Source organism: Microbacterium sp. NPDC003461 (assembly GCF_053588335.1).
Genome location: NZ_JBSFPT010000018.1, coordinates 1 through 21,959 on the forward strand (window position 1 = coordinate 1; position 21,959 = coordinate 21,959).

The 21,959-nt window shown below is 73.5% G+C and carries 25 protein-coding genes and 1 tRNA gene; 10 read left to right on the forward strand and 16 right to left on the reverse strand.

Annotation, left to right across the window (positions count from 1 at the left end; all coding sequences use genetic code 11):
• Positions 1–141: 141 nt before the first annotated feature.
• Positions 142–1,251, reverse strand: a complete 1,110-nt coding sequence (gene prfB / locus ACWDR7_RS08535; RefSeq protein WP_449854495.1) for a peptide chain release factor 2 — start codon at positions 1,249–1,251, stop codon at positions 142–144.
• 147 nt (positions 1,252–1,398) lie between these two features.
• On the opposite strand from prfB, the gene ACWDR7_RS08540 reads away from it, so the two are divergent.
• Positions 1,399–2,619: an MFS transporter gene (locus ACWDR7_RS08540; protein ID WP_449854552.1), complete on the forward strand. Its 1,221-nt coding sequence runs from the start codon at positions 1,399–1,401 to the stop codon at positions 2,617–2,619.
• Positions 2,620–2,651: 32 nt separating this feature from the next.
• Here ACWDR7_RS08540 and ACWDR7_RS08545 read toward each other — a convergent pair whose 3' ends face one another.
• Genes ACWDR7_RS08545 through ACWDR7_RS08575 form a run of 7 tightly spaced genes read right to left on the reverse strand, consistent with a single transcriptional unit; the run spans position 2,652 to position 7,186 of the window.
• Positions 2,652–3,098 (reverse strand): pilus assembly protein TadG-related protein, encoded by a 447-nt coding sequence (locus tag ACWDR7_RS08545; RefSeq protein WP_449854496.1) that lies wholly within the window; start codon positions 3,096–3,098, stop codon positions 2,652–2,654.
• Positions 3,095–3,589 (reverse strand): TadE family protein, encoded by a 495-nt coding sequence (locus ACWDR7_RS08550; RefSeq protein WP_449854497.1) that lies wholly within the window; start codon positions 3,587–3,589, stop codon positions 3,095–3,097. The genes ACWDR7_RS08545 and ACWDR7_RS08550 overlap by 4 nt, the downstream gene beginning before the upstream one ends.
• A complete protein-coding gene (locus ACWDR7_RS08555) occupies positions 3,564–3,962 on the reverse strand; it encodes a TadE/TadG family type IV pilus assembly protein (RefSeq protein ID WP_449854498.1) in 399 nt (132 codons plus the stop codon). The genes ACWDR7_RS08550 and ACWDR7_RS08555 overlap by 26 nt, the downstream gene beginning before the upstream one ends.
• Entirely contained in the window at positions 3,959–4,177 is a 219-nt protein-coding gene (locus ACWDR7_RS08560) for a hypothetical protein (protein WP_449854556.1), read from the reverse strand. The genes ACWDR7_RS08555 and ACWDR7_RS08560 overlap by 4 nt, the downstream gene beginning before the upstream one ends.
• 47 nt (positions 4,178–4,224) lie before the next feature.
• The gene (locus tag ACWDR7_RS08565; protein WP_449854499.1) at positions 4,225–5,166 is read right to left on the reverse strand and encodes a type II secretion system F family protein; all 942 of its coding nucleotides are present in this window, start codon (positions 5,164–5,166) and stop codon (positions 4,225–4,227) included.
• Positions 5,163–6,020 (reverse strand): type II secretion system F family protein, encoded by an 858-nt coding sequence (locus tag ACWDR7_RS08570; RefSeq protein WP_449854500.1) that lies wholly within the window; start codon positions 6,018–6,020, stop codon positions 5,163–5,165. The genes ACWDR7_RS08565 and ACWDR7_RS08570 overlap by 4 nt, the downstream gene beginning before the upstream one ends.
• Positions 6,017–7,186, reverse strand: a complete 1,170-nt coding sequence (locus ACWDR7_RS08575) for a CpaF family protein (protein WP_449854553.1) — start codon at positions 7,184–7,186, stop codon at positions 6,017–6,019. The genes ACWDR7_RS08570 and ACWDR7_RS08575 overlap by 4 nt, the downstream gene beginning before the upstream one ends.
• A gap of 151 nt (positions 7,187–7,337) precedes the next feature.
• Between ACWDR7_RS08575 and ACWDR7_RS08580 the strand changes: the two genes are divergently transcribed.
• A tRNA-Leu gene (locus ACWDR7_RS08580) sits at positions 7,338–7,419 on the forward strand.
• Positions 7,420–7,472: 53 nt separating this feature from the next.
• Positions 7,473–8,168 carry a DedA family protein gene (locus ACWDR7_RS08585; RefSeq protein ID WP_449854501.1) on the forward strand — a complete coding sequence of 232 codons (696 nt, stop codon included), beginning with the start codon at positions 7,473–7,475 and terminating at the stop codon, positions 8,166–8,168.
• Here the strand turns inward: ACWDR7_RS08585 and ku are convergent, their stop codons facing one another.
• On the reverse strand, positions 8,169–8,969 hold the full coding sequence (ku, locus tag ACWDR7_RS08590) for a non-homologous end joining protein Ku (protein WP_449854502.1): 801 nt from the start codon (positions 8,967–8,969) through the stop codon (positions 8,169–8,171).
• Positions 8,970–9,034: 65 nt separating this feature from the next.
• Between ku and ACWDR7_RS08595 the strand changes: the two genes are divergently transcribed.
• Positions 9,035–11,464, forward strand: a complete 2,430-nt coding sequence (locus tag ACWDR7_RS08595) for an ATP-dependent DNA ligase (RefSeq protein ID WP_449854503.1) — start codon at positions 9,035–9,037, stop codon at positions 11,462–11,464.
• Between the two features lie 6 nt (positions 11,465–11,470).
• Here the strand turns inward: ACWDR7_RS08595 and rdgB are convergent, their stop codons facing one another.
• Genes rdgB through murI form a run of 3 tightly spaced genes read right to left on the reverse strand, consistent with a single transcriptional unit; the run spans position 11,471 to position 13,635 of the window.
• Positions 11,471–12,064 carry an RdgB/HAM1 family non-canonical purine NTP pyrophosphatase gene (gene rdgB, locus ACWDR7_RS08600; protein ID WP_449854504.1) on the reverse strand — a complete coding sequence of 198 codons (594 nt, stop codon included), beginning with the start codon at positions 12,062–12,064 and terminating at the stop codon, positions 11,471–11,473.
• Positions 12,061–12,804: a ribonuclease PH gene (gene rph / locus ACWDR7_RS08605; protein WP_449854505.1), complete on the reverse strand. Its 744-nt coding sequence runs from the start codon at positions 12,802–12,804 to the stop codon at positions 12,061–12,063. Before rph ends, rdgB begins: the two co-directional genes overlap by 4 nt.
• A gap of 6 nt (positions 12,805–12,810) precedes the next feature.
• Positions 12,811–13,635, reverse strand: coding sequence for a glutamate racemase (gene murI / locus ACWDR7_RS08610; protein WP_449854506.1), 825 nt, complete (start codon positions 13,633–13,635; stop codon positions 12,811–12,813).
• Positions 13,636–13,686: 51 nt separating this feature from the next.
• On the opposite strand from murI, the gene ACWDR7_RS08615 reads away from it, so the two are divergent.
• Complete coding sequence (locus tag ACWDR7_RS08615; RefSeq protein WP_449854507.1) at positions 13,687–15,015, forward strand: nicotinate phosphoribosyltransferase; 1,329 nt, start codon at positions 13,687–13,689, stop codon at positions 15,013–15,015.
• A 37-nt stretch (positions 15,016–15,052) separates the two neighbouring features.
• Here ACWDR7_RS08615 and ACWDR7_RS08620 read toward each other — a convergent pair whose 3' ends face one another.
• From ACWDR7_RS08620 to ACWDR7_RS08630, 3 genes are read right to left on the reverse strand one after another with little or no spacing between them, the layout of a single operon-like run.
• A complete protein-coding gene (locus ACWDR7_RS08620; RefSeq protein WP_449854508.1) occupies positions 15,053–15,319 on the reverse strand; it encodes a DUF3039 domain-containing protein in 267 nt (88 codons plus the stop codon).
• A gap of 23 nt (positions 15,320–15,342) precedes the next feature.
• Positions 15,343–16,911, reverse strand: coding sequence for a hypothetical protein (locus ACWDR7_RS08625; RefSeq protein ID WP_449854509.1), 1,569 nt, complete (start codon positions 16,909–16,911; stop codon positions 15,343–15,345).
• The gene (locus ACWDR7_RS08630; protein ID WP_449854510.1) at positions 16,887–18,116 is read right to left on the reverse strand and encodes an ATP-binding cassette domain-containing protein; all 1,230 of its coding nucleotides are present in this window, start codon (positions 18,114–18,116) and stop codon (positions 16,887–16,889) included. The genes ACWDR7_RS08625 and ACWDR7_RS08630 overlap by 25 nt, the downstream gene beginning before the upstream one ends.
• Between ACWDR7_RS08630 and ACWDR7_RS08635 the strand changes: the two genes are divergently transcribed.
• The 4 genes from ACWDR7_RS08635 to ACWDR7_RS08650 all read left to right on the forward strand — a co-directional run bounded on the left by ACWDR7_RS08635 (position 18,073) and on the right by ACWDR7_RS08650 (position 21,104).
• Positions 18,073–18,909, forward strand: coding sequence for a hypothetical protein (locus ACWDR7_RS08635; protein ID WP_449854511.1), 837 nt, complete (start codon positions 18,073–18,075; stop codon positions 18,907–18,909). The two genes, ACWDR7_RS08630 and ACWDR7_RS08635, sit on opposite strands and share 44 nt — an antisense overlap.
• Before the next feature lie 79 nt (positions 18,910–18,988).
• Entirely contained in the window at positions 18,989–19,681 is a 693-nt protein-coding gene (locus ACWDR7_RS08640) for a phosphocholine cytidylyltransferase family protein (protein WP_449854512.1), read from the forward strand.
• A gap of 21 nt (positions 19,682–19,702) precedes the next feature.
• Positions 19,703–20,722, forward strand: coding sequence for a hypothetical protein (locus ACWDR7_RS08645; protein WP_449854513.1), 1,020 nt, complete (start codon positions 19,703–19,705; stop codon positions 20,720–20,722).
• Between the two features lie 82 nt (positions 20,723–20,804).
• Positions 20,805–21,104, forward strand: a complete 300-nt coding sequence (locus ACWDR7_RS08650; RefSeq protein WP_449854514.1) for a hypothetical protein — start codon at positions 20,805–20,807, stop codon at positions 21,102–21,104.
• 60 nt (positions 21,105–21,164) lie between these two features.
• Here the strand turns inward: ACWDR7_RS08650 and ACWDR7_RS08655 are convergent, their stop codons facing one another.
• Positions 21,165–21,476 carry a helix-turn-helix domain-containing protein gene (locus tag ACWDR7_RS08655; protein ID WP_449854515.1) on the reverse strand — a complete coding sequence of 104 codons (312 nt, stop codon included), beginning with the start codon at positions 21,474–21,476 and terminating at the stop codon, positions 21,165–21,167.
• A gap of 140 nt (positions 21,477–21,616) precedes the next feature.
• Here ACWDR7_RS08655 and ACWDR7_RS08660 point away from each other — a divergent pair, with 140 nt between their 5' ends.
• Complete coding sequence (locus ACWDR7_RS08660) at positions 21,617–21,868, forward strand: DUF6458 family protein (RefSeq protein WP_449854516.1); 252 nt, start codon at positions 21,617–21,619, stop codon at positions 21,866–21,868.
• Positions 21,869–21,959: the final 91 nt, after the last annotated feature.

The window sequence follows — 21,959 nt, forward strand, 5'->3', positions numbered from 1 at the left end:
GAGAGCGTCTTGCCGAACGCGGTCGTGAACCGGAAGTCGCCGATGGCCTCGGCGATCGCGTCGCGCTGCTCGCGAGAGCGCGAGCACGCGAGGGTACCCGCGAAGCGGGTGCCCGAGCGGCGCAGTCTCAAAAAAGAGAGCTCAATCCTCGATCTTGCGCTTGCGCCAGCGGATGCCGGCGTTGATGAGGCCGTCGAGGTCGCCATCGAAGACGCTGGCGGGGTTGCCCACCTCGTAGCCGGTGCGCAGGTCCTTCACGAGCTGCTGGCCGTAGAGGAAGTACGAGCGCATCTGGTCGCCCCAGCTCGCCGTGATCGTGCCGGCCAGCTCCTTCTTCTTCGCGGCCTCCTCCTCCTTCTGCAGCAGCAGCAGGCGGGTCTGCAGCACGCGCATGGCGGCGGCGCGGTTCTGGATCTGCGACTTCTCGTTCTGCATCGACACGACGATCCCGGTGGGAAGGTGCGTGATGCGCACGGCGGAGTCGGTCGTGTTGACCGACTGGCCGCCGGGTCCGGACGAGCGGAACACGTCGACGCGGATGTCGCCCTCGGGGATGTCGACCTCCTTGGCCTCCTCCATGACGGGGATGACCTCGACGGCGGCGAACGACGTCTGGCGCTTGTCGGCGGATCCGAACGGGCTGATACGGGCGAGACGGTGGGTGCCGGCCTCGACGGAGAGCGTGCCGTAGGCGTAGGGGGCGTCGACCTCGAAGGTGGTCGACTTGATGCCCGCGCCCTCCGCGTAGGAGGTGTCCATGACCTTCACGGGGTAGCCGCGGCGCTCGGCCCAGCGCAGGTACATGCGCATGAGCATCTCGGCGAAGTCGGTGGCGTCGTCGCCGCCGGCGCCGGAGCGGATGGTCACGACAGCCGCGCGGTCGTCGTACTCGCCGTCGAGCAGGGTCTGCACCTCGAGGTCGCCGATGGCCTTCTCGAGCGCGGCGAGCTCGGCGCGCGCCTCCTGGGCGGCGTCGTCGTCCTCCATCTCGTTGGCGAGCTCGACCATCACCTCGAGGTCGTCGAGGCGGCTCTCGAACTTCGAGACCTTCGACAGCTGCGCCTTGGCGTGACTGAGGGCGCTCGTCACCTTCTGCGCGTTGGCCTGGTCGTTCCAGAGTTCCGGATCGGCGGCCTCCTGCTCGAGGCGATCCACGTCCGCGCGCAGCGCGTCGACGTCGACCACCTCTCGGATGTTCGCGAACGTGGTGCGCAGCGCCTGGATGTCGGCGGAGAGATCGAGCTCAATCATGTCCTCACCAGCCTATCGCGCGGCCGCTGTGAGCCCGGCGGCGCGCGTGCGGCCGCGCGCCGGGGCGGGAGTAACGTGGAGCGGGTGACCTCCTCCGCCTTCGACGACGGCGAGAGCGTCCGGCGCACCCTGCTGCGGTTCGCGCCGATGATCTACGGCCCCACCGCCCTGTACTCGGTCGGCCAGGGCGCCATCGTGCCGCTGCTGCCCGTCATCGCCGCGGAGGCCGGCGCGTCCCTCGCGCTGGCGGCGCTCGTCCCCGCGGCGCTCGTGGTGGGTCAGCTGTGCGGCAACATCCCGGCCGGCTGGCTCGTGGATCGGATCGGCGAGCGGCTCACGATGACGGCGGCGGCGATCGGCTCGATCGGCGGGGCGGCCGTCATGCTCTTCGCCGACTCGGTGCCGCTGCTGGCACTCGCGGCGCTGGTCGTCGGCTTCTTCGCCGCCGCGTTCGCCGTGGCCCGGCACACGTTCATGACCACCCGCGTGCCGTACGCGTACCGCGCGCGCTCGCTGTCGCTGCTCGGCGGATCCTTCCGACTCGGCGCGTTCACGGGGCCGTTCGTGGCCGCGGCGCTGCTGGCGGTGTTCGGATCGGAGCGCGCCAGCATCTGGTTCTTCGGCGTCGTGCTCGTCGGCGTCGCCCTGCTCGTGGGCCTCGGGCCCGATCCCGAGTCGCGTCTGACGCGGCCCGCTCCCCCGCGGGCCGACGCAGGGATGGCGGAGGACACGGGCGAGCCCGTGACGGGATCGATCCCCACGTCCGAGCGCGCGGGCGTGTTCCGCACCATGTGGCAGAACCGGGCGGTGCTCTCGCGGCTCGGCGCGGCGGCGGCGTCGCTCGCGGCCGTGCGCGGCGCGCGCCAGACGGTGCTGCCGCTGTGGGGCGTCTCGCTCGGGCTCGACTCGTCGACGATCGCGCTCGTCGTGGGCGTGGCCGGCGCCCTGGACTTCGCGCTGTTCTACGTGAGCGGCCAGGTGATGGACCGCTTCGGCCGGATCTGGGCGGCCGTGCCGTCGACGCTGCTCATGGGCGGCGCGCTCGTGGCGCTCGCCTTCACGCACGACGTGTCGCAGGCCAGCCTGTGGTTCGGCGTGTTCGCCATCGTGATCGGCGTGGGCAACGGGCTCTCGAGCGGCATCCTGCTCACCGTCGGCGCCGACGTGGCACCCAAGGAGGAGCCGGCGTCGTTCCTCGGCTCGTGGCGCACGCTCACCGACGCGGGCGGCGCCGCCACTCCCCTGGTGTTCTCGGGCCTCACGGCGGCGTTCTCGCTCTCGGTCGCGACGGGAGCGGTCGGGCTCATCGGGCTGCTCGGCGCGCTCGCGTTCCTGCGCTGGCTGCCGCGGTACGCCCCGGATCGCTGAGCCAGCGCCGGCCAGCCTCAGGTCAGCGCCGGTCAGTTCAGCGCCGTGCGGCTCGTCGCCGTCGCCTCGAGCGGCACCCCGCCGGGGACGAACGGGGAGGTCAGCGGCGGATGCCACGTGTCGGCGACGGTGACGCGCGCCGAGAGGCCGTCGGGCGTGCCGGCCGAGACGAGCATCGCTCCCCCGCCGGTCAGCTCGATGACGGCCGCGGCCTGCTCGCGCACGTCCTCACCCGTCAGCACCGCCTCCGGCTCGCCCTCGGCCGCGACGATCGCGAAGCCGTCGGCGCCCGCGAGCGCCGCCGCATCGGCGAGGGCGTCGAGGCGCTTCTGCGCCAGGTACAGCGCGGTCGCGTCGACGCACACGACGATCACGGCGAGCCCGAGCAGGGCGTAGCCGAGCGTGAGCAGGAGGGTGCTGCCCTCCTCGTCCCTCGCGAGGCGGCGGCCGCGGAGCAGTGGGGTCAGAGCGCGGATCATCCGGCGCTCCAGAACCGCGAGACCTTCTGCCCGGAGGTGGCCTCGACCGGCACCGTCGCGATGCGATCGAGACCGAGGATCGGCGGGACGAGCGGCAGCGACACCTCGGATCGGACGGTGACGAGCACCGTGGATCCCGCGGCCGGGCAGCCGTCGCTGGCGGGCACGCACTCGATCCGCACGTCCGTGCGTCCGCGGTCCATGCCGTACTCCGCCGAGATCGCCGCGAGCGTGGCGTCCGCGGCGCCCGCCGCGGCACCGTCCCCCTCGGACTGCGCGATGGCCCTGGCCGTGAAGCGCGCCGCGGCCTCCGCGCCGAGCGCGTGGTTCTGCACCGCGCCCGCCGCCACGACGAGGTAGACCAGCGGCACGAGCATGAGCAGGCCGACCGTGATGAACTCGAGCGCCGCCGATCCTCGCTCGTCGCCCGCCAGCCCGCCGCCAGCGCCAGAACTGGCGTCCGCCTCAGTCCAGCGACTCGAGCGGCGCATGCGCGCTCACCTCCAGGGCGCGCGGCAGGCCGAGCAGACCCGCCAGCGGCAGCGTGGCGCGCACCGTGACGACGGCCGATTCCGTGCCTCCGACCACCGCGGTCGTCACTCTCGCCTCGTGGCCGTACGCGTCCCCCACGGCCCGGGCGATCAGCTCGCCGGCGCGGGCGGCGCCCTCGGCCTCAGGCACGTCGGCGAGGGCCGCGTGGTAGGCGCCCTCCACGGCGGCGTCATGCACGACGTTGCGCACGTAGATGGCGAAGCCCAGCTGCAGCACGCCGAGGGTGAGCATCGTGAGCAGCGCGCCGACGAGCACGAACTCGACGACGGCGGACCCCCGCTCGTCGCCGGTCAGCTCGCGCGCGCCGTTCACAGCCCGGAGACGCGCGAGATCGCCTGCTCGAACAGCCCCGACAGGGCCGGACCCGCGAGGGCCCAGATCGCGACGACCAATCCGGCGGTCATCAAGGTGACAAGCACCCAGCCGGGCACGTCCCCCGTCTCGTCCTCGGCGAGCGATCGCCCCGGCGGCGGCATGATGTCGCTCGCCCCGGTCCGGATCCGCTCCTTCCAGACGATCCAATCCATCCGGCCCTCCCACATGACGTCTCTCCTCTCCCCGCGCGTGGCGGGTCTCACAGTCCGATCCGCAGCATGACGATCCCCGGGAACACGGCGAAGATGACCGAGAGCGGCAGAAGCCCGAACACGAGCGGCACGAGCATGCCGATCTCGCGCCGCCCCGCCTGCTCGATGAGCTGGCGCTTGGCCTCCTCGCGTGCGTCCACCGCCTGCGCCTCCAGCGTCTGCGCCAGCGGCGCCCCGCGGTCGATCGCGGCCACGAGGTGGTCGATCGCCCGGCTCACGGCGGGCACGTCCATGCGCCGCGCCGCCGCCGTGAGCGCGTCGGCCAGGCTCGATCCGGTTCCCGCCTCGACGACGACCCGGCGCAGCTCGGCCGTGAGCTCCCCGGCGCCGACCGACGAGACGCGCCGCACGCTGTCGAGGATCCCCTCACCGGCCGCCAGGCACAGGGCGAGGAACTCCAGCACCGTCGGCAGCTCCTCCGCGATGCGGGCGCCCCGCGCCCTGGCCCGGGCGGTGAGCAGCGCGTCGCAGCCCACGGCGCCCGCGACGCCCGCGAGGAGCGGCAGCAGTGCCGCAGCGGCCGAGAACCGCCCGGCCAGGGCGAGCGCGACCGCGAGCACCCCGCCGCCGGCCGCCCCGCCCAGCGCCCACGCGAGCTGCCGGCCGCGAAAGGCGGTCACATCCGGCGCGAGGCCCGCGCGCACAAGCCGCCGGGCCACGCTCTCGCCGCCGCCCAGCGCGCGGGCGACCGCGGTCCGCAGCCGGTCCCACACCGCCGCCGCTCCCCCGGCGAGCGCGGCGCCGGGATCGACGGACCCGTCGTGCAGCGACGTGCCGCCGGGATCGGTCACGTCGCGGATGTACGGGGCGATGCGCCGCGCGAGCGGCACCGCGCCCCACCGCGGCACGAGCGCGAGCAGCGTCCACACCCCGGCGCCGAAGGCCCCGCCGAGGAGCAGGGCGAGGGCCGCGTCCGTCAGCACGGTCACGCGAACCACCTCCTCGGCTCGGGAAGGCGCCCGATCCGCAGCATGAGCCGGTACGCCACCGCCGACACGATCGCACCGGCGAGGATGAGCGCCACGCCCTCGGGGCTCGAGTACGCCGTCGCCCCTTCGGGCCGCATCGCCAGCAGCGCGACGATGACCCACGGCGCCACGACGCCGAGCACGGCCGCGCCCCGCGTCCACGACTGCCGCGATTCGACCTCGCCGCGCAGCGCCGCCTCGGCCCGCACCGATGCCGACAGCGCACGCAGCACGGGGACGAGCTCGGTGCCGCCCACCTGGCGCGCCATCCGCAGGGTCTCGACGATCCGGTCGGCCAGCGGATCCGCCAGGGCCTGCTTCAACCGGTCGGCGCTGGAGTCGAAGTGGCCGGACGCCGCCATGTCGCGGCCGAACGCGGCGAACGCGGCGCGCAGCGGTGACGGCGCGGAGTCGGCCAGCGCCGCGACGGCGTCCGGGAGCGACATGCCTGCGCGCACCGACGCGATGAGCAGGTCGCACACGTCGGGCCACAGTCCGCGGCGCTCGCGCGCGAGCCGGAGGCGACGGGAGCGCAGCCACGCGATGGGCGCGAACGCCCCCGCGGCGAGTGCGGCGGCCGCCAGCGCGGGCACGCCCGTCACGAGCCAGGCCACGGCTCCGGCCAGCAGCCCCGCGCACGCGCACCCGGCCACGAGCACGCGCGGCGGCACGTGGGCGAACCCGCCGGCCTCCAGCAGGCGCGTCGCCATCCCCGCCGTCGGCACCCGCTCGGCGCGCTCGCCCGCGGGCCAGAGCCACGGCGAGACGACGAGCAGGATGCCGGCCGCCAGCACGAGCCCGAGCAGCACGATCATCGCGCCACCGCCGTCTCCGCCGCGGGCCATGCCGGCTCGCGGACGCGCTCGGGCACGCGCCGCGCTCGGTAGACCGGCTCGGTGGCGATCGTCCCGTCCTGGACCTCTCCCGTCACCCGCGCGATCTCACCGATCCGCCGCGATCCGTCGGGCAGCCGCTCGCAGTGGACGACGAGGTCGACGCCGCCGGCGATGGCGGGCAGCAGGAAGTCGCGGTCGATGTTGCGCCCGGCCAGCAGCGGCAGCATCGCGAGCTTCGCGAGGGCCTCGGCGGCCGAGTTCGCGTGGATCGTCGCGGCGCACGGCACGCCGGTGTTCAAGGCGAGCACGAGGTCGAGGGCCTCGGCGTCGCGCACCTCGCCGATCACGAGGCGGTCGGGGCGCATGCGCAGCGCCTCCTTCACGAGCCGCCGCAGCGTGATCTCACCGGTGCCCTCCAGGCTCGGCTGCCGCCCCTGCAGCGCTACGAGGTCGGCGGCTTCCACGCCGAGCTCGAACGTCTCCTCCACCGTCACGATCCGCTGCCCGCGGGCGGCCTCACCCAGCAGGGCCGCGAGCAGCGTCGTCTTGCCCGTGTGCGTGGCGCCCGAGACGAGCACGCTGCGCCCCTCCCGCATGGCCTGCCGCAGCAGCGCGGCGCCGCGCCCGTCGATCGATCCGAGCGCCGCGAGGTCGTCGAGCGTGCGGTGCCCGCCCAGGAAGCGGCGGATGTTCACGGCCCAGTGCCGCCGCGTCACATCCGGGATGACGACGTGCAACCGGGAGCCGTCTGGCAGCGACGCGTCGACGAACGGCTGGCTCAGGTCCACGCGGCGGCCCGCGGCGTGCAGCATGCGCTCGACGAGATCGCGCACCTGTCCATCCGTGAGGCGCAGCGGCACGCGCTCCGCGATCCCCGCCCTGGCGATGAAGATCCGGTCCGGGGCGTTGATCCAGAGCTCCTCCACCCGCGGATCCCGCAGGTACGGATCCAGCGGCCCCCACCCGCTCATCGACGCCAGCACCGCGCGTGTCGCGGCCGCCTCATCGTCGACGGCCGGAAGGCCCCGCGCGATCGCGAGGTCGCTGTGCCGCCGCACCTCGGCGCGCACGGCCCGCTCGGCGGCGACGGCGTCGCGCGACGGATCGATCCCCTCCTCGCGCAGCCGCCGCCGCACGCGATCCATCAGCTCGACGTGCACGGCTTCCACGCCGGCATCCTCGCAAGGACCGGCCAGCGGCGTCGGAAGTTATCCACAACGGCGGGAAGGACCCCGGATCCGCGGGAGAAGCCCCGGAGAGATGTCGCCGCCGCTCAGTAGACTGGGCGGACGGCACGCGGGAGTGGTGAAACCGGTAGACACGCAGGATTTAGGTTCCTGTGCCTTCGGGCGTGTGGGTTCAAGTCCCACCTTCCGCACGGGCGGTCGGGGCAGTCGCCCCGCCGTCGAGATTCCTTCGGACAGGAACGCCTTGCACCCGACAGCACTCATCCCCTGGCTCGACCCCGAGACCATCATCGCCGCGGCGGGACCGTGGGCGCTGCTCGTCGTGTGCCTCATCGTGTTCGCCGAGACGGGCCTGCTGTTCGGGTTCATCCTGCCCGGCGACACCCTGCTCATCATCTCGGGCCTGCTCACGCACACGAATCAGGTGTTCGGCGCGAACATCTGGGTCGTGTCTCTGCTCATCGGCCTGGCCGCGTTCGTCGGCGGCGAGGTCGGGTACGTCATCGGACACAAGGGCGGGCCTGCGCTGTTCGAGCGGCGCGACTCCGGCCTGTTCAGCCGCAAGAACGTGGCCCGCACCAACGCGTTCTTCCAGCGCTTCGGCGGGCTCACGATCATCGTGGCACGCTTCGTTCCGATCGTGCGCACGTTCGCGCCCGTCGCCGCCGGCATCGGGCACATGCCGTGGCGGTTGTACACGCTGTACAACTTCATCGGCGCCGTCATCTGGGGCGTGGGCCTCACGCTGCTCGGCTACGTGATCGCCTACATCCCGTGGGTGCGCGACTTCGTCACCGACTACATCGACCTCATCCTGCTCGCCGCCGTCGCCGGCACGGGCCTGTTCGTGCTGTGGCACTACCTCAAGGAGCGCCGCACCGCCAAGCGCGAGGCCGCGCTGGCCGAGACCGGGCCCGAGCCCGAGCTGCTCACCGACTGATCAGCCGGCCTCGCGCTTCTGGCGCGACTTCTCCACGCTCGCGCGCAGCGCCTCCATGAGGTCGATGACCTCGCCGCCCTCCTCCTCGGACGATTCGCCGAACGTCGCCTCCGTGTCGATCGCGTCGCCCTTCTCGAGCTTGGCGTCGATGAGCGTGCGCAGCTCCTTCTGGTACTCGTCGACGAACTCGTCCGGATCGAAGTCGCCCGAGTAGCTCTCGACGAGGGTGGCCGACATGTCCAGCTCCTTCTTGCTCACCTTGGGCGCGTCCTCGAGCGACGGGAACGACACATCCCGCACCTCGTCGGCCCACAGCAGCGTCTGCACCATCAGCACGTCGCCGCGCACCCGCAGCGCCGCCAGCCGCGTCTTCTGCCGCAGCGAGAACCGCACGATCGCCGTGCGGTCGGTGCGCTGCAGCGTCTCGCGCAGCAGCACGTACGCCTTGGGCGACTTCGAGTCGGGCTCGAGGAAGTACGCCTTGTCGAAGGTGATCGGATCGACCTGCTCGGTCGGCACGAACTCCACCACGTCGATCTCGCGGCTGCGCTCCGAGGGCAGCGACTTGAGGTCCTCGTCCGTGAGCACCACCGTGCGATCGCCGTCGTCGTACGCCCGGTCGATGTCGGCGTAGGCCACAACCTCGCCGCACACCTCGCACTTGCGCTGGTAGCGGATGCGCCCGCCGTCCTTGTTGTGCACCTGGTGCAGGGGCACGTCGTGATCCTCGGTCGCGGCATATACCTTGACCGGCACATTGACGAGCCCGAAGGTGAGCGCGCCCTTCCAGATGGATCGCATGACCCCAGTGAACACCCCGCGCCGCGGGCGCACCAGATCTTGACACCCGCCCGTACGCTGGTCGCATGGCGGCGAGCGACGGTGCGGCGCAGACGGTGCGCGTGGGCTCGCGCCGCGTGCGGCTGACCAACTTCGGCAAGGTCATCTACCCCGAGACGGGCACGACCAAGGGCGACGTCATCGGCTACTACTCGCGCATCGCGCCGCTGCTGCTGCCGCACGTCGCCGGCCGCCCCGTCACGCGCAAGCGGTGGGTGGACGGCGTCGGCACGGCGGACGATCCGCTGCCGTCGTTCTTTGCGAAGGACCTCGAGGCGGGCGCGCCCGACTGGATGCCGCGCCAGGCGATCGCGCACTCCAGCGGCGCGAAGGAGTACCCGCTCGTCGAGGAGACGGCCGCGCTCGTCTACCTCGCGCAGGTGGCGAGCCTCGAGCTGCACGTGCCGCAGTGGCGGTTCGACGACCGCGGCGAGCGCCGGCACCCCGACCGGCTCGTGCTCGACCTCGACCCCGGCCCCGGCGTGGGGCTGGCCGAGTGCGCCGAGGTCGCCCGCCACGCGCGGGCGATCCTGTCGGGCATGGGGCTCGATCCCCTCCCCGTCACGAGCGGCAGCAAGGGCATCCACCTCTACGCCGCCCTGCCGGGCGAGCAGTCCAGCGACGCGATCTCGGCCGTGGCCCGCGAGCTCGCACGGGCGCTGGAGGCGGATCATCCGGATCTCGTCGTCAGCACCATGAGCAAGGCGGCCCGCCCCGGCAAGGTGTTCGTCGACTGGAGTCAGAACAACGGCAAGAAGACGACGATCGCGCCCTACTCGCTGCGCGGCCGGGAGCGGCCCTGGGTGGCCGCGCCGCGCACGTGGGAGGAGCTGGACGACCCCGACCTGCGTCACCTGCTGCTCGACGAGGTGCTCGAGCGCGCGGAGCGGATCGGCGATCCCCTCGCCGCGCTCGCGCCGCGCGACGGGGGGCCGCTCGCCTCGTACATCGCCAAGCGCCGTGCCGAGCACACGCCCGAGCCCGTGCCGGGCTCGCCGCACCCGGACGAGCCCGGTGGCGGCAACCGCTTCGTCATCCAGGAGCACCACGCCGCCCGCCTGCACTGGGACGTGCGCCTGGAGCACGACGGCGTGCTCGTGAACTGGGCCGTGCCCAAGGGCATCCCGGCCACCACGTCGAAGAACAACCTCGCCGTGCAGACCGAGAACCACCCGATCGAGTACCTCGACTTCCACGGCGTGATCCCGAAGGGCCAGTACGGCGCGGGCATCATGACGATCTGGGATGCCGGCACCTACGAGACCCACAAGTGGCGCGACGACGAGATCATCGTCACGCTCACGGGTCGCGAGGGCGGCCCGCTCGGCGGCCCCGTGCGCGTCGCCCTCATCCGCACCGACGGCGAGGGCGAGAAGTCCACGTGGCTCATGCACCGCACCAAGACCGATGCGCAGGGCGCGCCCCAGCCCGACGGCGTCGCGGCCGAGCCGTGGACCGATCCGCCGCTCGACGAGCCGGCCGATCCGCCGCCCGACGACCGCTTCGCGCCCATGCTCGCCGTCTCGGGCACGACCGCCGCCGCGCGCGACCTGATCCGGCGCCGCGAGCCGTGGATCGAGTTCAAGTGGGACGGCGTGCGCGCGGTGGCGCACTGGTCGGGCGGCGTGCTGCGGCTGCGGGCGCGGTCGGGCACCGACATCACGCTGCGGTACCCCGAGCTGTCCAACCCGGGGGCGGCGCACATCGAGGCGGACGAGGCGGTGCTCGACGGCGAGATCGTGGCGCTCGACGCCGCCGGCCGCCCGAGCTTCTCGCGCCTGCAGGAGCGCATGCACCTCACCCGCGCCATGGACATCCAGCGGATCGCGCCGCGCGTGCCCGTGCGGCTGTACCTCTTCGACGCGCTCGAGGCGGACGGCCGCGACCTCGCGGGCCGGCCCCTCGCGGAGCGACGCGAGGCGCTCGAGCGGATCGCGGGCGACGCGGGCGCGGCGATCGACCTGCCGCCGGTGGCCGATGACCTCGACGCGGCGCTGGAGACGGCCAAGCGGCTCGACCTGGAGGGCGTCGTCGTGAAGGACCCGCGCTCCCCCTACCGCCGCGGCGTGCGCAGCGAGGAGTGGCTCAAGCTCAAGCTCACCCGCACCCAGTCGGTCGTGATCGGCGGCATCAATCCTGGGCAGGGGAACCGGGAGGGGACGATCGGATCGCTGCTGCTGGGCATTCCCGACGGCGACCGGCTGCGCTATGTGGGCAAGGTCGGCACGGGCTTCGGCGACCGCGAGCTGCGCCGGCTGCAGGAGCTGCTGCGGCCGGCCGACGAGAGCCCCTTCGCCGAGGTGCCGGGTCCGCAGGCGCGCGCGGCGCGGTGGGTGGAGCCCGCGCACGTGGCCGAGGTGGAGTTCTCGGAGTGGACGCCCGGCGGCAGCCTGCGCCACCCCCGCTGGCGGGGGCTGCGGCCCGACCTCACGCCGGGGGATGTCGTCGTGGAGTGACGGGCCCTACAGGGCGGCGAGGAGGGGGCCGAGCTCGCGGAAGGCGCGGGCGCGGTGCGAGACAGCGTTCTTCTCGTCCGCCGTCCACTGGCCCACCGAGCGCTCCTGGCCGTCCTGTCCGTCCGGGATGAAGATGGGGTCGTAGCCGAAGCCGCCCTCGCCGCGCGGCGCCTCCGCGAGGCGACCGGGCCAGATCCCCTCCACCGTGTGCTCGATCCCGTTCGGCGTGACGAGCGCGATCGTGGAGTTGTAGTGGGCCGTGCGGTGCGGATCGCGGATGTCGGCGAGCTGGTCGAGCAGCAGCGCGAGGTTGGCGCGGTCGTCCTTCGCGTGGCCGGCCCAGTACGCGCTGAACACGCCGGGCGATCCGCCGAGCACGTGCACGCAGATGCCCGAGTCGTCGGCCAGCGCCGGCAGGCCGGTGTGCGCCGAGGCGGTGCGGGCCTTGATGAGGGCGTTCTCGGCGAACGACGTGCCGTCCTCCACGGGCTCGGGCCCGTCGTAGGCGACGACCACGAGGTCGGGGCGGATCGTCGCGACGATCGACTGGAACTCCGCGACCTTGTGCGCGTTGTGCGTGGCGAGGACGACGCGGCTCACGAGCGCTCCTCCGCCAGCACCGCCTTCTGGATCGCGGTGAGGTCGGCGCAGCCCTTCGCCCCGAGCTCGAGCAGCGCGTCGAGCTCCGCCTTGTCGAAGGGCGCGCCCTCGGCCGTGCCCTGCACCTCGATGAACTTCCCCGTGCCCGTCATGACGATGTTCATGTCGGTCTCGGCGCGCGAGTCCTCGACGTACGGCAGGTCGAGCATCGGCCGGCCGCCGACGATCCCGACCGAGATGGCCGCGACCGAGTCGCGCAGCGGCGTGGCCTTCTTGCCGATGAAGCCCTTCTCGCGGCCCCACTCGATCGCGTCGACGAGGGCGACGTATGCGCCCGTGATCGAGGCCGTGCGCGTGCCGCCATCGGCCTGCAGCACGTCGCAGTCGATCACGATCGTGTTCTCGCCCAGCGCCTTCGTGTCGACGACGGCGCGCAGGGCGCGGCCGATCAGGCGCGAGATCTCGTGCGTGCGGCCGCCGATGCGGCCCTTCACGCTCTCGCGGTCGCTGCGGTCGTTCGTGGCGCGCGGCAGCATGGCGTACTCGGCCGTGACCCAGCCGCGGCCCTTGCCGGTGAGCCAGCGCGGCACGCCGTTCGTGAACGAGGCGGTCACGAGCACCTTCGTCTGCCCGAAGGAGATGAGCGCCGACCCCTCGGCCTGCGTGCTCCAGCCGCGCTCGATGGTCACGGGGCGGAGCTGGTCGAGGGCGCGGCCGTCCGCGCGCGGTGAGTCGGTCATGTCTTCCTAACGGATCGGGGGCAGGTCGATGGCGCCGGTGCGCACGAGGCGCACGTCGCGCACCTCGCGGCCCAGCAGGCGGTTGGCGAGCGTCGTGAACGTCTCGGTGTCGGCGCCGGTCGCCTCGTACACGTGGTGCGGGCGGGCCTCGGGCCCCGCGAGCAGATCGCGGCCGACGAGCTCGCGGTAGACGTCCTTCGCCGTCTCGCTGTCGCTGGAGACGAGCGACACCTCGGGACCCATCACGTAGCTGATGGCGCCCTCGAGGAACGGGTAGTGGGTGCAGCCGAGCACGAGCGTGTCCACGCGCGCCTCGCGCAGGGGCCGCAGGTACTCCTCGGCCACGGCGAGCAGCTCGGGGCTGTCGGTGACGCCGGCCTCGACGAACTCGACGAAGCGCGGGCAGGCCGCGGTGAACACCTCCACGCCCGGCGCGATGCCGAGCATGTCCTGGTACGCGCCCGATCCGATCGTGCCCTCCGTGCCGATCACGCCGATCCGGCCGCTGCGGCTCGTCGCGATCGCGGTGCGCACGGCCGGCCCGATCACCTCGATCACGGGCACGTCGTAGCGCTCGCGCGCGTCGCGCAGCATCGCCGCCGACGCCGTGTTGCAGGCGATGACGAGCATCTTGACGCCCTGCTCGACGAGCGTGTCGAGCACCTCGAGCGAATAGCGGCGCACGTCGGCGATCGGCTTGGGCCCGTAGGGCGAGTGCAGCGTGTCGCCGATGTAGAGCAGCGACTCGCGCGGCAGCTGGTCGCCGATCGCCCTGGCGACCGTGAGACCGCCCACCCCGGAGTCGAAGATCCCGATCGGCGCGTCATCCATCGCATCCAGCGTACGCGAGGCCGGGCGCCCGCCCGCCGATAGAGTGACCCTATGAGCGCCTCCACGGCCCTGCTGACCGACCGCTACGAGCTCACGATGATCGATGCGGCCCTGCGCGACGGCACCGCCTCGCGCCGCTGCATGTTCGAGCTGTTCGCCCGGCGCCTCTCCGGCGGCCGCCGCTTCGGCGTCGTCGCCGGCACGGGCCGCCTGCTCGGCCTGCTGCGCGACTTCCGCTTCGGCGACGACGAGCTTCGCTACCTGCGGGACGAGAGGGTCGTCAGCGCCGAGACGCTCGCGTACCTCGAGAGCTACCGGTTCACGGGATCGATCACCGGCTACCGCGAGGGCGAGCTGTACTTCCCCGGATCGCCCATCCTCACGGTGGAGGGCACATTCGCCGACGCGGTGGTCCTCGAGACCCTCGCGCTCAGCGTGCTCAACCACGACTCCGCCGTCGCCACCGCGGCCGCCCGCATGAGCATCGCCGCCGGCGAGCGCCCGCTCGCCGAGATGGGCGCCAGGCGCGCGGCCGAGGAGTCGGCCGTCGCCGCCGCGCGCGCGGCCTACATCGCCGGATTCCGCGCCACGAGCAACCTCGAGGCGGGCCGCCGCTGGGGCATCCCCACCATGGGCACCGCCGCGCACTCGTGGACGCTGCTGCACGACAGCGAGGAGGACGCCTTCCGCGCGCAGATCGCGGCGCTCGGATCGGGCACCGCCCTGCTCGTCGACACCTACGACATCGAGAAGGGCGTCGAGACGGCCGTCCGCATCGCCGGCACCGGGCTCGGCGGGGTGCGCATCGACTCCGGCGACCTGCCGATCGTCGCCGCCGAGGTCCGCGCGCAGCTCGACCGGCTCGGCGCCACCGAGACCCGCATCACGGTCACGAGCGACCTCGACGAGTACGCGATCGCGGCGCTCGCGGCCTCCCCCGTCGACGCGTACGGCGTGGGGACGTCGGTGGTGACGGGATCCGGATACCCCACGGCGGGCATGGTCTACAAGCTCGTGGCGCGCCAGGGCACCGACGGCGGCTGGGTCGCCGTGGCGAAGAAGGCGCAGGACAAGGGATCGCAGGGCGGACTGAAGACCGCTTTCCGGCGCCTGGAGCGCGGCGTCGCGTTCGAGGAGCGCGTGGAGATCGCCGACGGCTTCGAGCAGGCGCCCACGCCCGCCGACTACCCCGACGCGCGCCCGCTGCAGGTGCCGCTCGTCGTCGACGGCGAGATCGACGCGGCGCACGAGGGCCCGGCCGGCGTCGAGGCCGCCCGCGCCCACCACCTGCGGGTGCGCGAGGAGATGCCGATCCGCGCGCTCGCGCTGAGCAAGTCGGACCCCGCCATCCCCACCGTCTTCGTCGACGCGGGCGCGTGATCCGGATCGCCCCGCCCGAGGGCGGAGCGGCTCGCGGTCAGCTGTTCAGCGACTCGTAGATCTCCTTGCACTGCGGGCAGACGGGGAACTTCTCCGGGTCGCGACCCGGCGTCCACTTCTTGCCGCACAGCGCGCGCACGGGCTTGCCGGTGATCGCCGACTCGAGGATCTTGTCCTTCTTGACGTAGTGCGAGAAGCGCTCGTGGTCGCCGGGCTCGACGTGCTCCTCCTCGAGGAGTCGCTCGAGCTCGCGGTCGAGGAGCCCGGTGCCACCCTGCCCGGGGCTGTCCAGAGGTGTGCTCATGCCCCGATTCTAGTTGCCGGGCGTCAGGTCGTCGCGGCGAACTCCATGATCTGGTACGAGCGCCGGCTCCACAGCAGCGAGCCCGCGGCGACGCCGAGCACGAGCACGCCGACGCCCGTGCCGACGCCCGCCCACTGCGCGTTGGCGGCGAGCGCGATGTCGTCGGTCAGCGCGCGCCACGCGAGCCACAGCGTCGGCGCCGAGAGCACGAGCGCGCCGAGCATCACGAGCGCCTGCGCGACCACGCCGCTCGAGCCGGTCCGCTGCGGCTGGCGGAACGGGCTGTCGCCCGGGCGCGGCACGGGGTAGGGCGCGAGCACCGACGAGACGCTCGACAGCCCCAGGCCCGTGAGGAAGAGGCTCGTGGCGACGCCCGCGAGCGCCGGCAGCAGCGCCCACCGCCCGTAGAACGCCGTGGCGAGCGGGATGGCGACGGCCAGCAGCGCGATGCCGGCCATGAGCACGGGAACGAGGCGGCCGACGCGATCGGCGAGCCCGCTGACGCCCGCCGTGATGTGCATCCAGATGGCCGAGGAGTCGTAGGCGACGTCGTTGTGCGACACCCACCCCAGGAACAGCGCCATGATCGGCACGGGGATGAGGGCCGCGTAGTTCGCCGGCACCCCCGCCACCAGCAGGGGCACGATCGGCAGCAGCCCGACGACGGGGATGATCCCGAGGTTGACGAGGTGGCGGCTGTCACCGAACCAGTACATGATGCTGCGCGCCGCGATCGCGCCGCCCGGCGTCGCCGGCATGACGGCGAACCAGCCGAGGCCGCTGCGCTCGCGGTCGTCGAGCGGCGGATCGACGGTGACGAGCATGCGGTGCACCGACCACACCCACACCGCGGCCGCGGCCGCGAGGGTCAGCAGCGCCACGCCCGCGGCCAGCCCCGCCGTCGGCTCCTGCCCGAGCGCCACGGCCCCCGGCAGGCCGGAGGCGGCGCCCACCGGCGTGAGGGCCAGCACCTCGACCACGGCCTGCAGCTGGCTGGGCACGCGCCCGCGCCACTCCAGCGACGCGAAGAAGACGGCGACGGGCAGCACGACCACGATGATGCCGAGCACGAACAGGCTCGACAGCTCGCGCGTGCGGCGGCCGCGCAGCACGAGGGCGCCGAACGCCATGCTCAGCCGCGCGAGCACGATGCACGTCGCCGCGTGCACGAGCGCCGCGAGGATCGCGACGACGGCCGGCACCCCGAGGCGCGTCCAGGTGATCGCGGTGCAGACCTCGACGGCCAGGAGCGCGAGCGTGGGCAGGCTCACGAGCGACGCGAGCGCGAGGGGGCCCGTCAGCTGCCGCGCGTCGAGACCGAGCACGGCGAAGCGACGCGGATCGAGCGGGTCGTCCGCGGCGCTCATGACGGGCGCCAGCGCGAAGCCCACGAGCACACCCGTGCCGGCGAGGGTGAGCACGGCGTCCGCCACGGCGGGGCCGTCCTCGGCGAGGCTCAGGATGCCGGCGCACGCGAGCACGACGGCGGCGAGCAGCACGAGGACGCCCGCGATCCGCGAGGCGACGGCGCCCGGGGCGCGCAGGCCCCCGAGGAGCAGGGCGAGTCTCAGTCGGAGGATGCGTGCAGCCATTCGAGCCCCTCCATGCTCGCGCCACCGGCCGAGAGCTCCACGAAGCGCTGCTCCAGCGAGATCTCGCCCTTGACCTCGTCGACGGTTCCCTCCGCCAGCACATTGCCCGACACCACCACGGCCACGCGGCTGCAGACGCTCTCGACGAGGTCCATGCCGTGGCTCGACAGCACCACCGTGCCGCCGTGCTCCACGTACGCCGAGAGGATCTCGAGGATGCTGGCCGACGAGACGGGGTCCACCGCCTCGAACGGCTCGTCGAGCACGAGCATGCGCGGCGAGTGGATCATGGCGCCCGCCAGCATCAGCTTCTTCGTCATGCCCGCCGAGTAGTCGGCCACGACGCGGCCCAGCGCGTCGGCGAAGTCGAAGGCGCGCGCCAGGTCGGCGGTGCGCTTGGCGACGACCGACGGCTTGAGGCCCCGCAGCACGCCGAAGTAGTACAGCAGCTGGCGCCCGGTGAGCCGGTCGAACGTGCGCACGCGGTCGGGCAGCACGCCGATCAGCGCCTTCGCCTGGCGCGGACGACGCACCATGTCGACGCCGAACACCTCGATGCTGCCCTCGTCCGGCTTGAGCAGCCCGGAGATCATCGACAGGGTGGTCGTCTTGCCCGCGCCGTTCGGCCCGACGATCCCGTAGAACGATCCGGCCGGCACGGTCATGTCGACGCCGTAGACGGCATCGGATCCGCCGTACGCCTTCACGAGCCCTCGCACGCGCAGCGCGTCGGCGGGCGACGTCGGCGCGTCGGCGGGGCCGCCCGTCTCGACGGGCGCCGACGTCGCGGCGGCGACGGCGGCCGGGATCGGCGGCAGCGGCGGCGTGGCCGGCTCGGGGGCGCGCTCCTCCGCCTGAGGCTCGGGCTCGGCCGGCGTCGCCTCGGCGGGCGCGGCCTCGGCCGGCTCCGACTCGGCGGCCTCCGACTCGGATGTCGGCACGGGCTGCGCCTCTGGCGCCGGCTCGGCCGTGGGTTCGGGCCTCGGCTCAGCCGTGGGTTCGGGTTCGGGCGTCGTCGCCGTGGCGGGCTCGGCGTCGGCCGGCGCGGCCGCGGGCACATCAGCCGCCGGCGCGGCGCGCTTGAAGATCGCGGGCGCCTCGTCGGTGCTCGCCACGACGGCGCGCACCTGCGGCCCCGCCGTGGGCACGGGCTGCGTGGCGATGTCCTTGTACTCCGCGTCGCGGGCAGCCGACTTCCTCGCCATCGGCTCGCTCTCCGCCGCGGCAGGCTTCGGCGCCGCGGCGGGCTTCGCGGGGCCGGCGGGCTTCGCCGTACGGGGCTTCGCCGCACCGGCGGGCTTCGCGGAGTCCGTGCCCTTGGCAGCTCCCGCGGTCTTCCGCGCGGCCGTGCTGCCGGCGCGCGCGGAGGTACTCCCGCTCCCCGCGGCCTTCGTGCGGGAGGCGGCGGACCCCGCGGCCCTCGGGGCGCGCGGCTTCCGCGCCGCCGTGCCGGAGCCCGGTGCCGATGCGTCCTTCGCGCCCCCCGCGTCCTTCGCGGCGCCCGCGTCCTCCGCCAGCTCCGCCGTCGATGCCGCGCGACCCTTCGCCGGGGTGCGCGCCTTCGAGGCGGCCGTCGATCCCGTGCGGGCGGACGCGGTTCGGGAAGCGGACGTTGACGAGCGTGCGCCCGTCTTGCGCGCGGTGGTGCCGGTCTTCCGCGCGGCCGGCTTCTTCGCGGCGCCGGCCGCCGTCTCGGACGGCGACTCGCCCGCCTCGGTCGCGCCGGATGCGCGCGCGGACGACGACGCGGCGGGCCGCTTCCGCGGCGCCGCAGGTCGCTTGCGGGCCGCGCTCGGCGCGGTCTCTTCGGCGGCCGGCGCCTCCTGGGGCGCTCCACCGTCCGGCGTCTCTGCTGATTCGTCGCGTGGGGAGGGCGTCACCCTCTCAACGTACCCAGCACCGCCTGAATGCGCGCGGCGGGCGCGCCCGCTGTGCGGAATGGGCGATCGCGCAACGATCCGGTCGCGGACGGCGCGCTATTGTGCCCCTTCCCAGTGATTCTCGCTACCATCTGGTTCATTCGTCACGGTGAACTCATCATGAATACGTCGTGAACGGCGAATGAGAGCATGAGGATATGAGCATTCAGACCGTCATCCTGGCCGCCGGCATGGGCACGCGCCTCGGCCGTGCGCTGCCCAAGTCGCTGACCGAGCTGAGCGACGGTCGTTCCATCATGCAGCAGCAGCACGAGAACATCCGCGCCGCCTTCGGCGACGACGCCCGCATCACCACCGTCGTCGGCTACCGCGCCGAGGACATCGTCGAGCGCTTCCCGCAGGCCAACTACGTCTACAACGAGCGCTACGACCAGACCAACACCTCGAAGAGCCTGCTGCGCGCGCTGCAGGCCACCGGCAAGAGCGGCGTGCTCTGGATGAACGGCGATGTCGTCTTCGATCCGCGCGTGCTCGGCCGCGCCGCCGCCCTCATCGAGGCCGACACGTCGTTCGTCGCGGTGAACACCGCGAAGGTGAGCGACGAGGAGGTCAAGTACACCGTCTCCGCCACGGGCCACATCGACGAGCTCTCGAAGACCGTCGTCGGCGGCATCGGCGAGGCCGTGGGCATCAACTACATCTCGCGCGCCGACAAGCGCTCGCTCATCCGCCACCTGCAGCGCGTCGACGACCAGGACTACTTCGAGCGCGGCATCGAGCTCGCCATCGCCGAGGACGGCATCCGGGTGCTCCCCATGGACATCTCGGACTTCTACGCCGTCGAGGTCGACTTCGCCGAGGACCTGGCGCGAGCCAACCAGTTCGTCTGATCGACGACGTAGGATCTCCCCGTGCCCGACAAGGTCGCGAAGATCCACTCCCTGCCGGACGACGCTCCGTGGCAGGGTGAGACGCCCGCGGCCGATCATCCGGCGCACGTCCGCGCGCTCGACCGGGTCATGTCCATCCACCGCCCGGTGGTGCTCGCGCACCTGCGATCCATCCGCCTGCGCCACCCCGACGCCACGCCCGAGCAGATCGTGCGCGTGCTGGAGCGCCGGTATCTCGCGGCCGTGACGACCGGGGGCGCCGCCGTCGGCGCCACGGCCGTCGTCCCCGGCGTGGGAACGGGCATCACGCTCGCGCTGTCGGGCGCCGAGACGGCCGGGTTCCTCGAGGCCACCACGCTGTTCGCGCAATCGCTCGCCGAGGTGCACGGCATCGCCGTGGAGGATCGCGACCGCGCCCGCGCGCTCGTGATGACGCTGATGATGGGCAAGGAGGGCGTCGACCTGCTGCGCCAGCTGGCGGCGCAGGCCTCGGGCAAGGGCATCGGGCGGGGCGCCTACTGGGGAGACCTCGTCACGAAGTCGCTGCCCAAGACCGTCACGCGGCAGGTCGCCGACCGCCTGAAGACGGCGTTCCTGCGGCACTTCGCGCGCGTGGGCGCGGGCTCGTTCATCGGCAAGGCGCTGCCCTTCGGCGTCGGCGCGGCCGTGGGCGGCGCGGGCAACCACGTGCTGGGCCGCCGGGTCGTGGCGGCCTCGCGCCGCGCGTTCGGCCCCGCACCCGCCACCCTGCCCGACGCCCTCGAGCCGCGTGAGGGCGCCGAGCGGATCGAGCACCGCGTGGGCGGCGCGGTCGGCCGCATCGGATCGGCCGTGGCCGGCGCCGCGGGCACCGCCTCGCGCGGTGTCGCGGTGGCGGGGCGCGGGCTCGGCGCCCTCGGCCGCGGTGCCGGCGGCGTCGCGCGCCGCATCGTGCCGGGCGGCCGAGGCCCGCGCGACGAGGCGGGCGCGGCGGCGGCGGATGCCGCCGACGACGCAGGCCCCGCGGGCGGCGATCCCGGCGCTTCCTCCACAGCACGCTGAGCGGCGCGCCTCGTCCACAGCTCGGCCGCTGAGCCCCTCGTGGGGGTCCCGCGCGTCGGAGGACCTGCCTAGCGTCGCCCTCATGTTCCCGCTCCCCCGGCGCCGCCGGCCTCCCGGCCGAGGCGCGTACCCCGTGCCGTGGCACATCGACCGTGCCGATCCGGCGCACCCGATCGTGCGCCACCGCGGCCGCGATCCCGCCGATGCCGTCCGCGTCTTCCTGTGCGACGAGCACGGGCGCGCGCGCACCGAGCGCTGGGGCCGCGTGCGGCCCGGCGAGGCACTGCAGCTGTGCCTGTGCGATGTGGATCGCGCCAGCGCCGTCACCACCCTCGCGTGGTTCGACGCCGACGCCGAGTACCTGTGGCGCTTCACCGTGTGAACCGTCCGGCGCTCCCCTCGCGTCGGGCCGTCCCTGTGCGACAGGCCGGGGCGCCGACGCTCAGAGCTCCGAGACGAAGCTGCGGCGCCGCCGCGTCGCGCGCTGCGTGTGGCCGTACGGCAGACGCCCCTCCTGCAGCTCCTCCGCCGCGATCCCCTGCACGAGGAGGCCAGGATCGACCTCGAGCGCGACGGCGATCTGCACGAGCGTCATGAGCGTCGGGTTCGCCTGGCCGCGCTCCACGCGCTGCAGGTGGGTGAGGTCGAGGTCCGCGCACTCGGCGAGCGCCTTCGCGCTCAGGCCGGCGCGGTGGCGCAGCTCCGCCACGCGCGCGCCCACCTTCTTCGCCGCGAGGGAGTGCGGTTCGCCCATGCCACCAGCATTCAGACCGCGACGCGCGGCACGGGTGCTCATATGCCCCAGATTATACGCCACCCCTTCGCTCCATCCCTGTATCCGCGGCGATGTCAAGCCCGATGACGCCGCCGGGGAGCACCCGTATCGTTCGGGGCATGAGTATCGGAACCGGAGTAGTGCTGTTCATCCTCGGCGCCATCCTGGCGTTCGGGCTGGAGCTGGACGTGCCGTGGCTGAACGACGACTTCGTCGGGTACCTGCTGATGGGTGCCGGTGTCGTCGTGTTCGTCGTGGGTCTCGTCCTGCTGCTGCGCCGCCGCTCCTCGATCGAGCGGACCCGCACCGTCGGCGACACGGGCGGCGCCTCGCGCGTGACCGAGCGACGCACCGACGCCGACCCGCTGTGAGCGACGGTCCCCGTCGTCCGGGTGGAGCGCCCCCTCCCCGGATGGCGGGGTCCACCTCGCCACGTGCGGAAGGCGCGAGGCACCCGGATCG

What these genes read in the sequence shown, in the direction of transcription:
- prfB (WP_449854495.1), bottom strand. Translation starts at nt 1,251, where the DNA reads ATGATTGAGCTCGATCTCTCCGCCGACATCCAGGCGCTGCGCACCACG.
- ACWDR7_RS08540 (WP_449854552.1), top strand. Translation starts at nt 1,399, where the DNA reads ATGATCTACGGCCCCACCGCCCTGTACTCGGTCGGCCAGGGCGCCATC.
- ACWDR7_RS08545 (WP_449854496.1), bottom strand. Translation starts at nt 3,098, where the DNA reads ATGATCCGCGCTCTGACCCCACTGCTCCGCGGCCGCCGCCTCGCGAGG.
- ACWDR7_RS08550 (WP_449854497.1), bottom strand. Translation starts at nt 3,589, where the DNA reads ATGCGCCGCTCGAGTCGCTGGACTGAGGCGGACGCCAGTTCTGGCGCT.
- ACWDR7_RS08560 (WP_449854556.1), bottom strand. Translation starts at nt 4,177, where the DNA reads ATGGATTGGATCGTCTGGAAGGAGCGGATCCGGACCGGGGCGAGCGAC.
- ACWDR7_RS08570 (WP_449854500.1), bottom strand. Translation starts at nt 6,020, where the DNA reads ATGATCGTGCTGCTCGGGCTCGTGCTGGCGGCCGGCATCCTGCTCGTC.
- ACWDR7_RS08575 (WP_449854553.1), bottom strand. Translation starts at nt 7,186, where the DNA reads ATGGATCGCGTGCGGCGGCGGCTGCGCGAGGAGGGGATCGATCCGTCG.
- ku (WP_449854502.1), bottom strand. Translation starts at nt 8,969, where the DNA reads ATGCGATCCATCTGGAAGGGCGCGCTCACCTTCGGGCTCGTCAATGTG.
- ACWDR7_RS08595 (WP_449854503.1), top strand. Translation starts at nt 9,035, where the DNA reads ATGGCGGCGAGCGACGGTGCGGCGCAGACGGTGCGCGTGGGCTCGCGC.
- rph (WP_449854505.1), bottom strand. Translation starts at nt 12,804, where the DNA reads ATGACCGACTCACCGCGCGCGGACGGCCGCGCCCTCGACCAGCTCCGC.
- murI (WP_449854506.1), bottom strand. Translation starts at nt 13,635, where the DNA reads ATGGATGACGCGCCGATCGGGATCTTCGACTCCGGGGTGGGCGGTCTC.
- ACWDR7_RS08615 (WP_449854507.1), top strand. Translation starts at nt 13,687, where the DNA reads ATGAGCGCCTCCACGGCCCTGCTGACCGACCGCTACGAGCTCACGATG.
- ACWDR7_RS08620 (WP_449854508.1), bottom strand. Translation starts at nt 15,319, where the DNA reads ATGAGCACACCTCTGGACAGCCCCGGGCAGGGTGGCACCGGGCTCCTC.
- ACWDR7_RS08625 (WP_449854509.1), bottom strand. Translation starts at nt 16,911, where the DNA reads ATGGCTGCACGCATCCTCCGACTGAGACTCGCCCTGCTCCTCGGGGGC.
- ACWDR7_RS08635 (WP_449854511.1), top strand. Translation starts at nt 18,073, where the DNA reads ATGTCCTTGTACTCCGCGTCGCGGGCAGCCGACTTCCTCGCCATCGGC.
- ACWDR7_RS08630 (WP_449854510.1), bottom strand. Translation starts at nt 18,116, where the DNA reads ATGGCGAGGAAGTCGGCTGCCCGCGACGCGGAGTACAAGGACATCGCC.
- ACWDR7_RS08640 (WP_449854512.1), top strand. Translation starts at nt 18,989, where the DNA reads ATGAGCATTCAGACCGTCATCCTGGCCGCCGGCATGGGCACGCGCCTC.
- ACWDR7_RS08650 (WP_449854514.1), top strand. Translation starts at nt 20,805, where the DNA reads ATGTTCCCGCTCCCCCGGCGCCGCCGGCCTCCCGGCCGAGGCGCGTAC.
- ACWDR7_RS08655 (WP_449854515.1), bottom strand. Translation starts at nt 21,476, where the DNA reads ATGGGCGAACCGCACTCCCTCGCGGCGAAGAAGGTGGGCGCGCGCGTG.
- ACWDR7_RS08660 (WP_449854516.1), top strand. Translation starts at nt 21,617, where the DNA reads ATGAGTATCGGAACCGGAGTAGTGCTGTTCATCCTCGGCGCCATCCTG.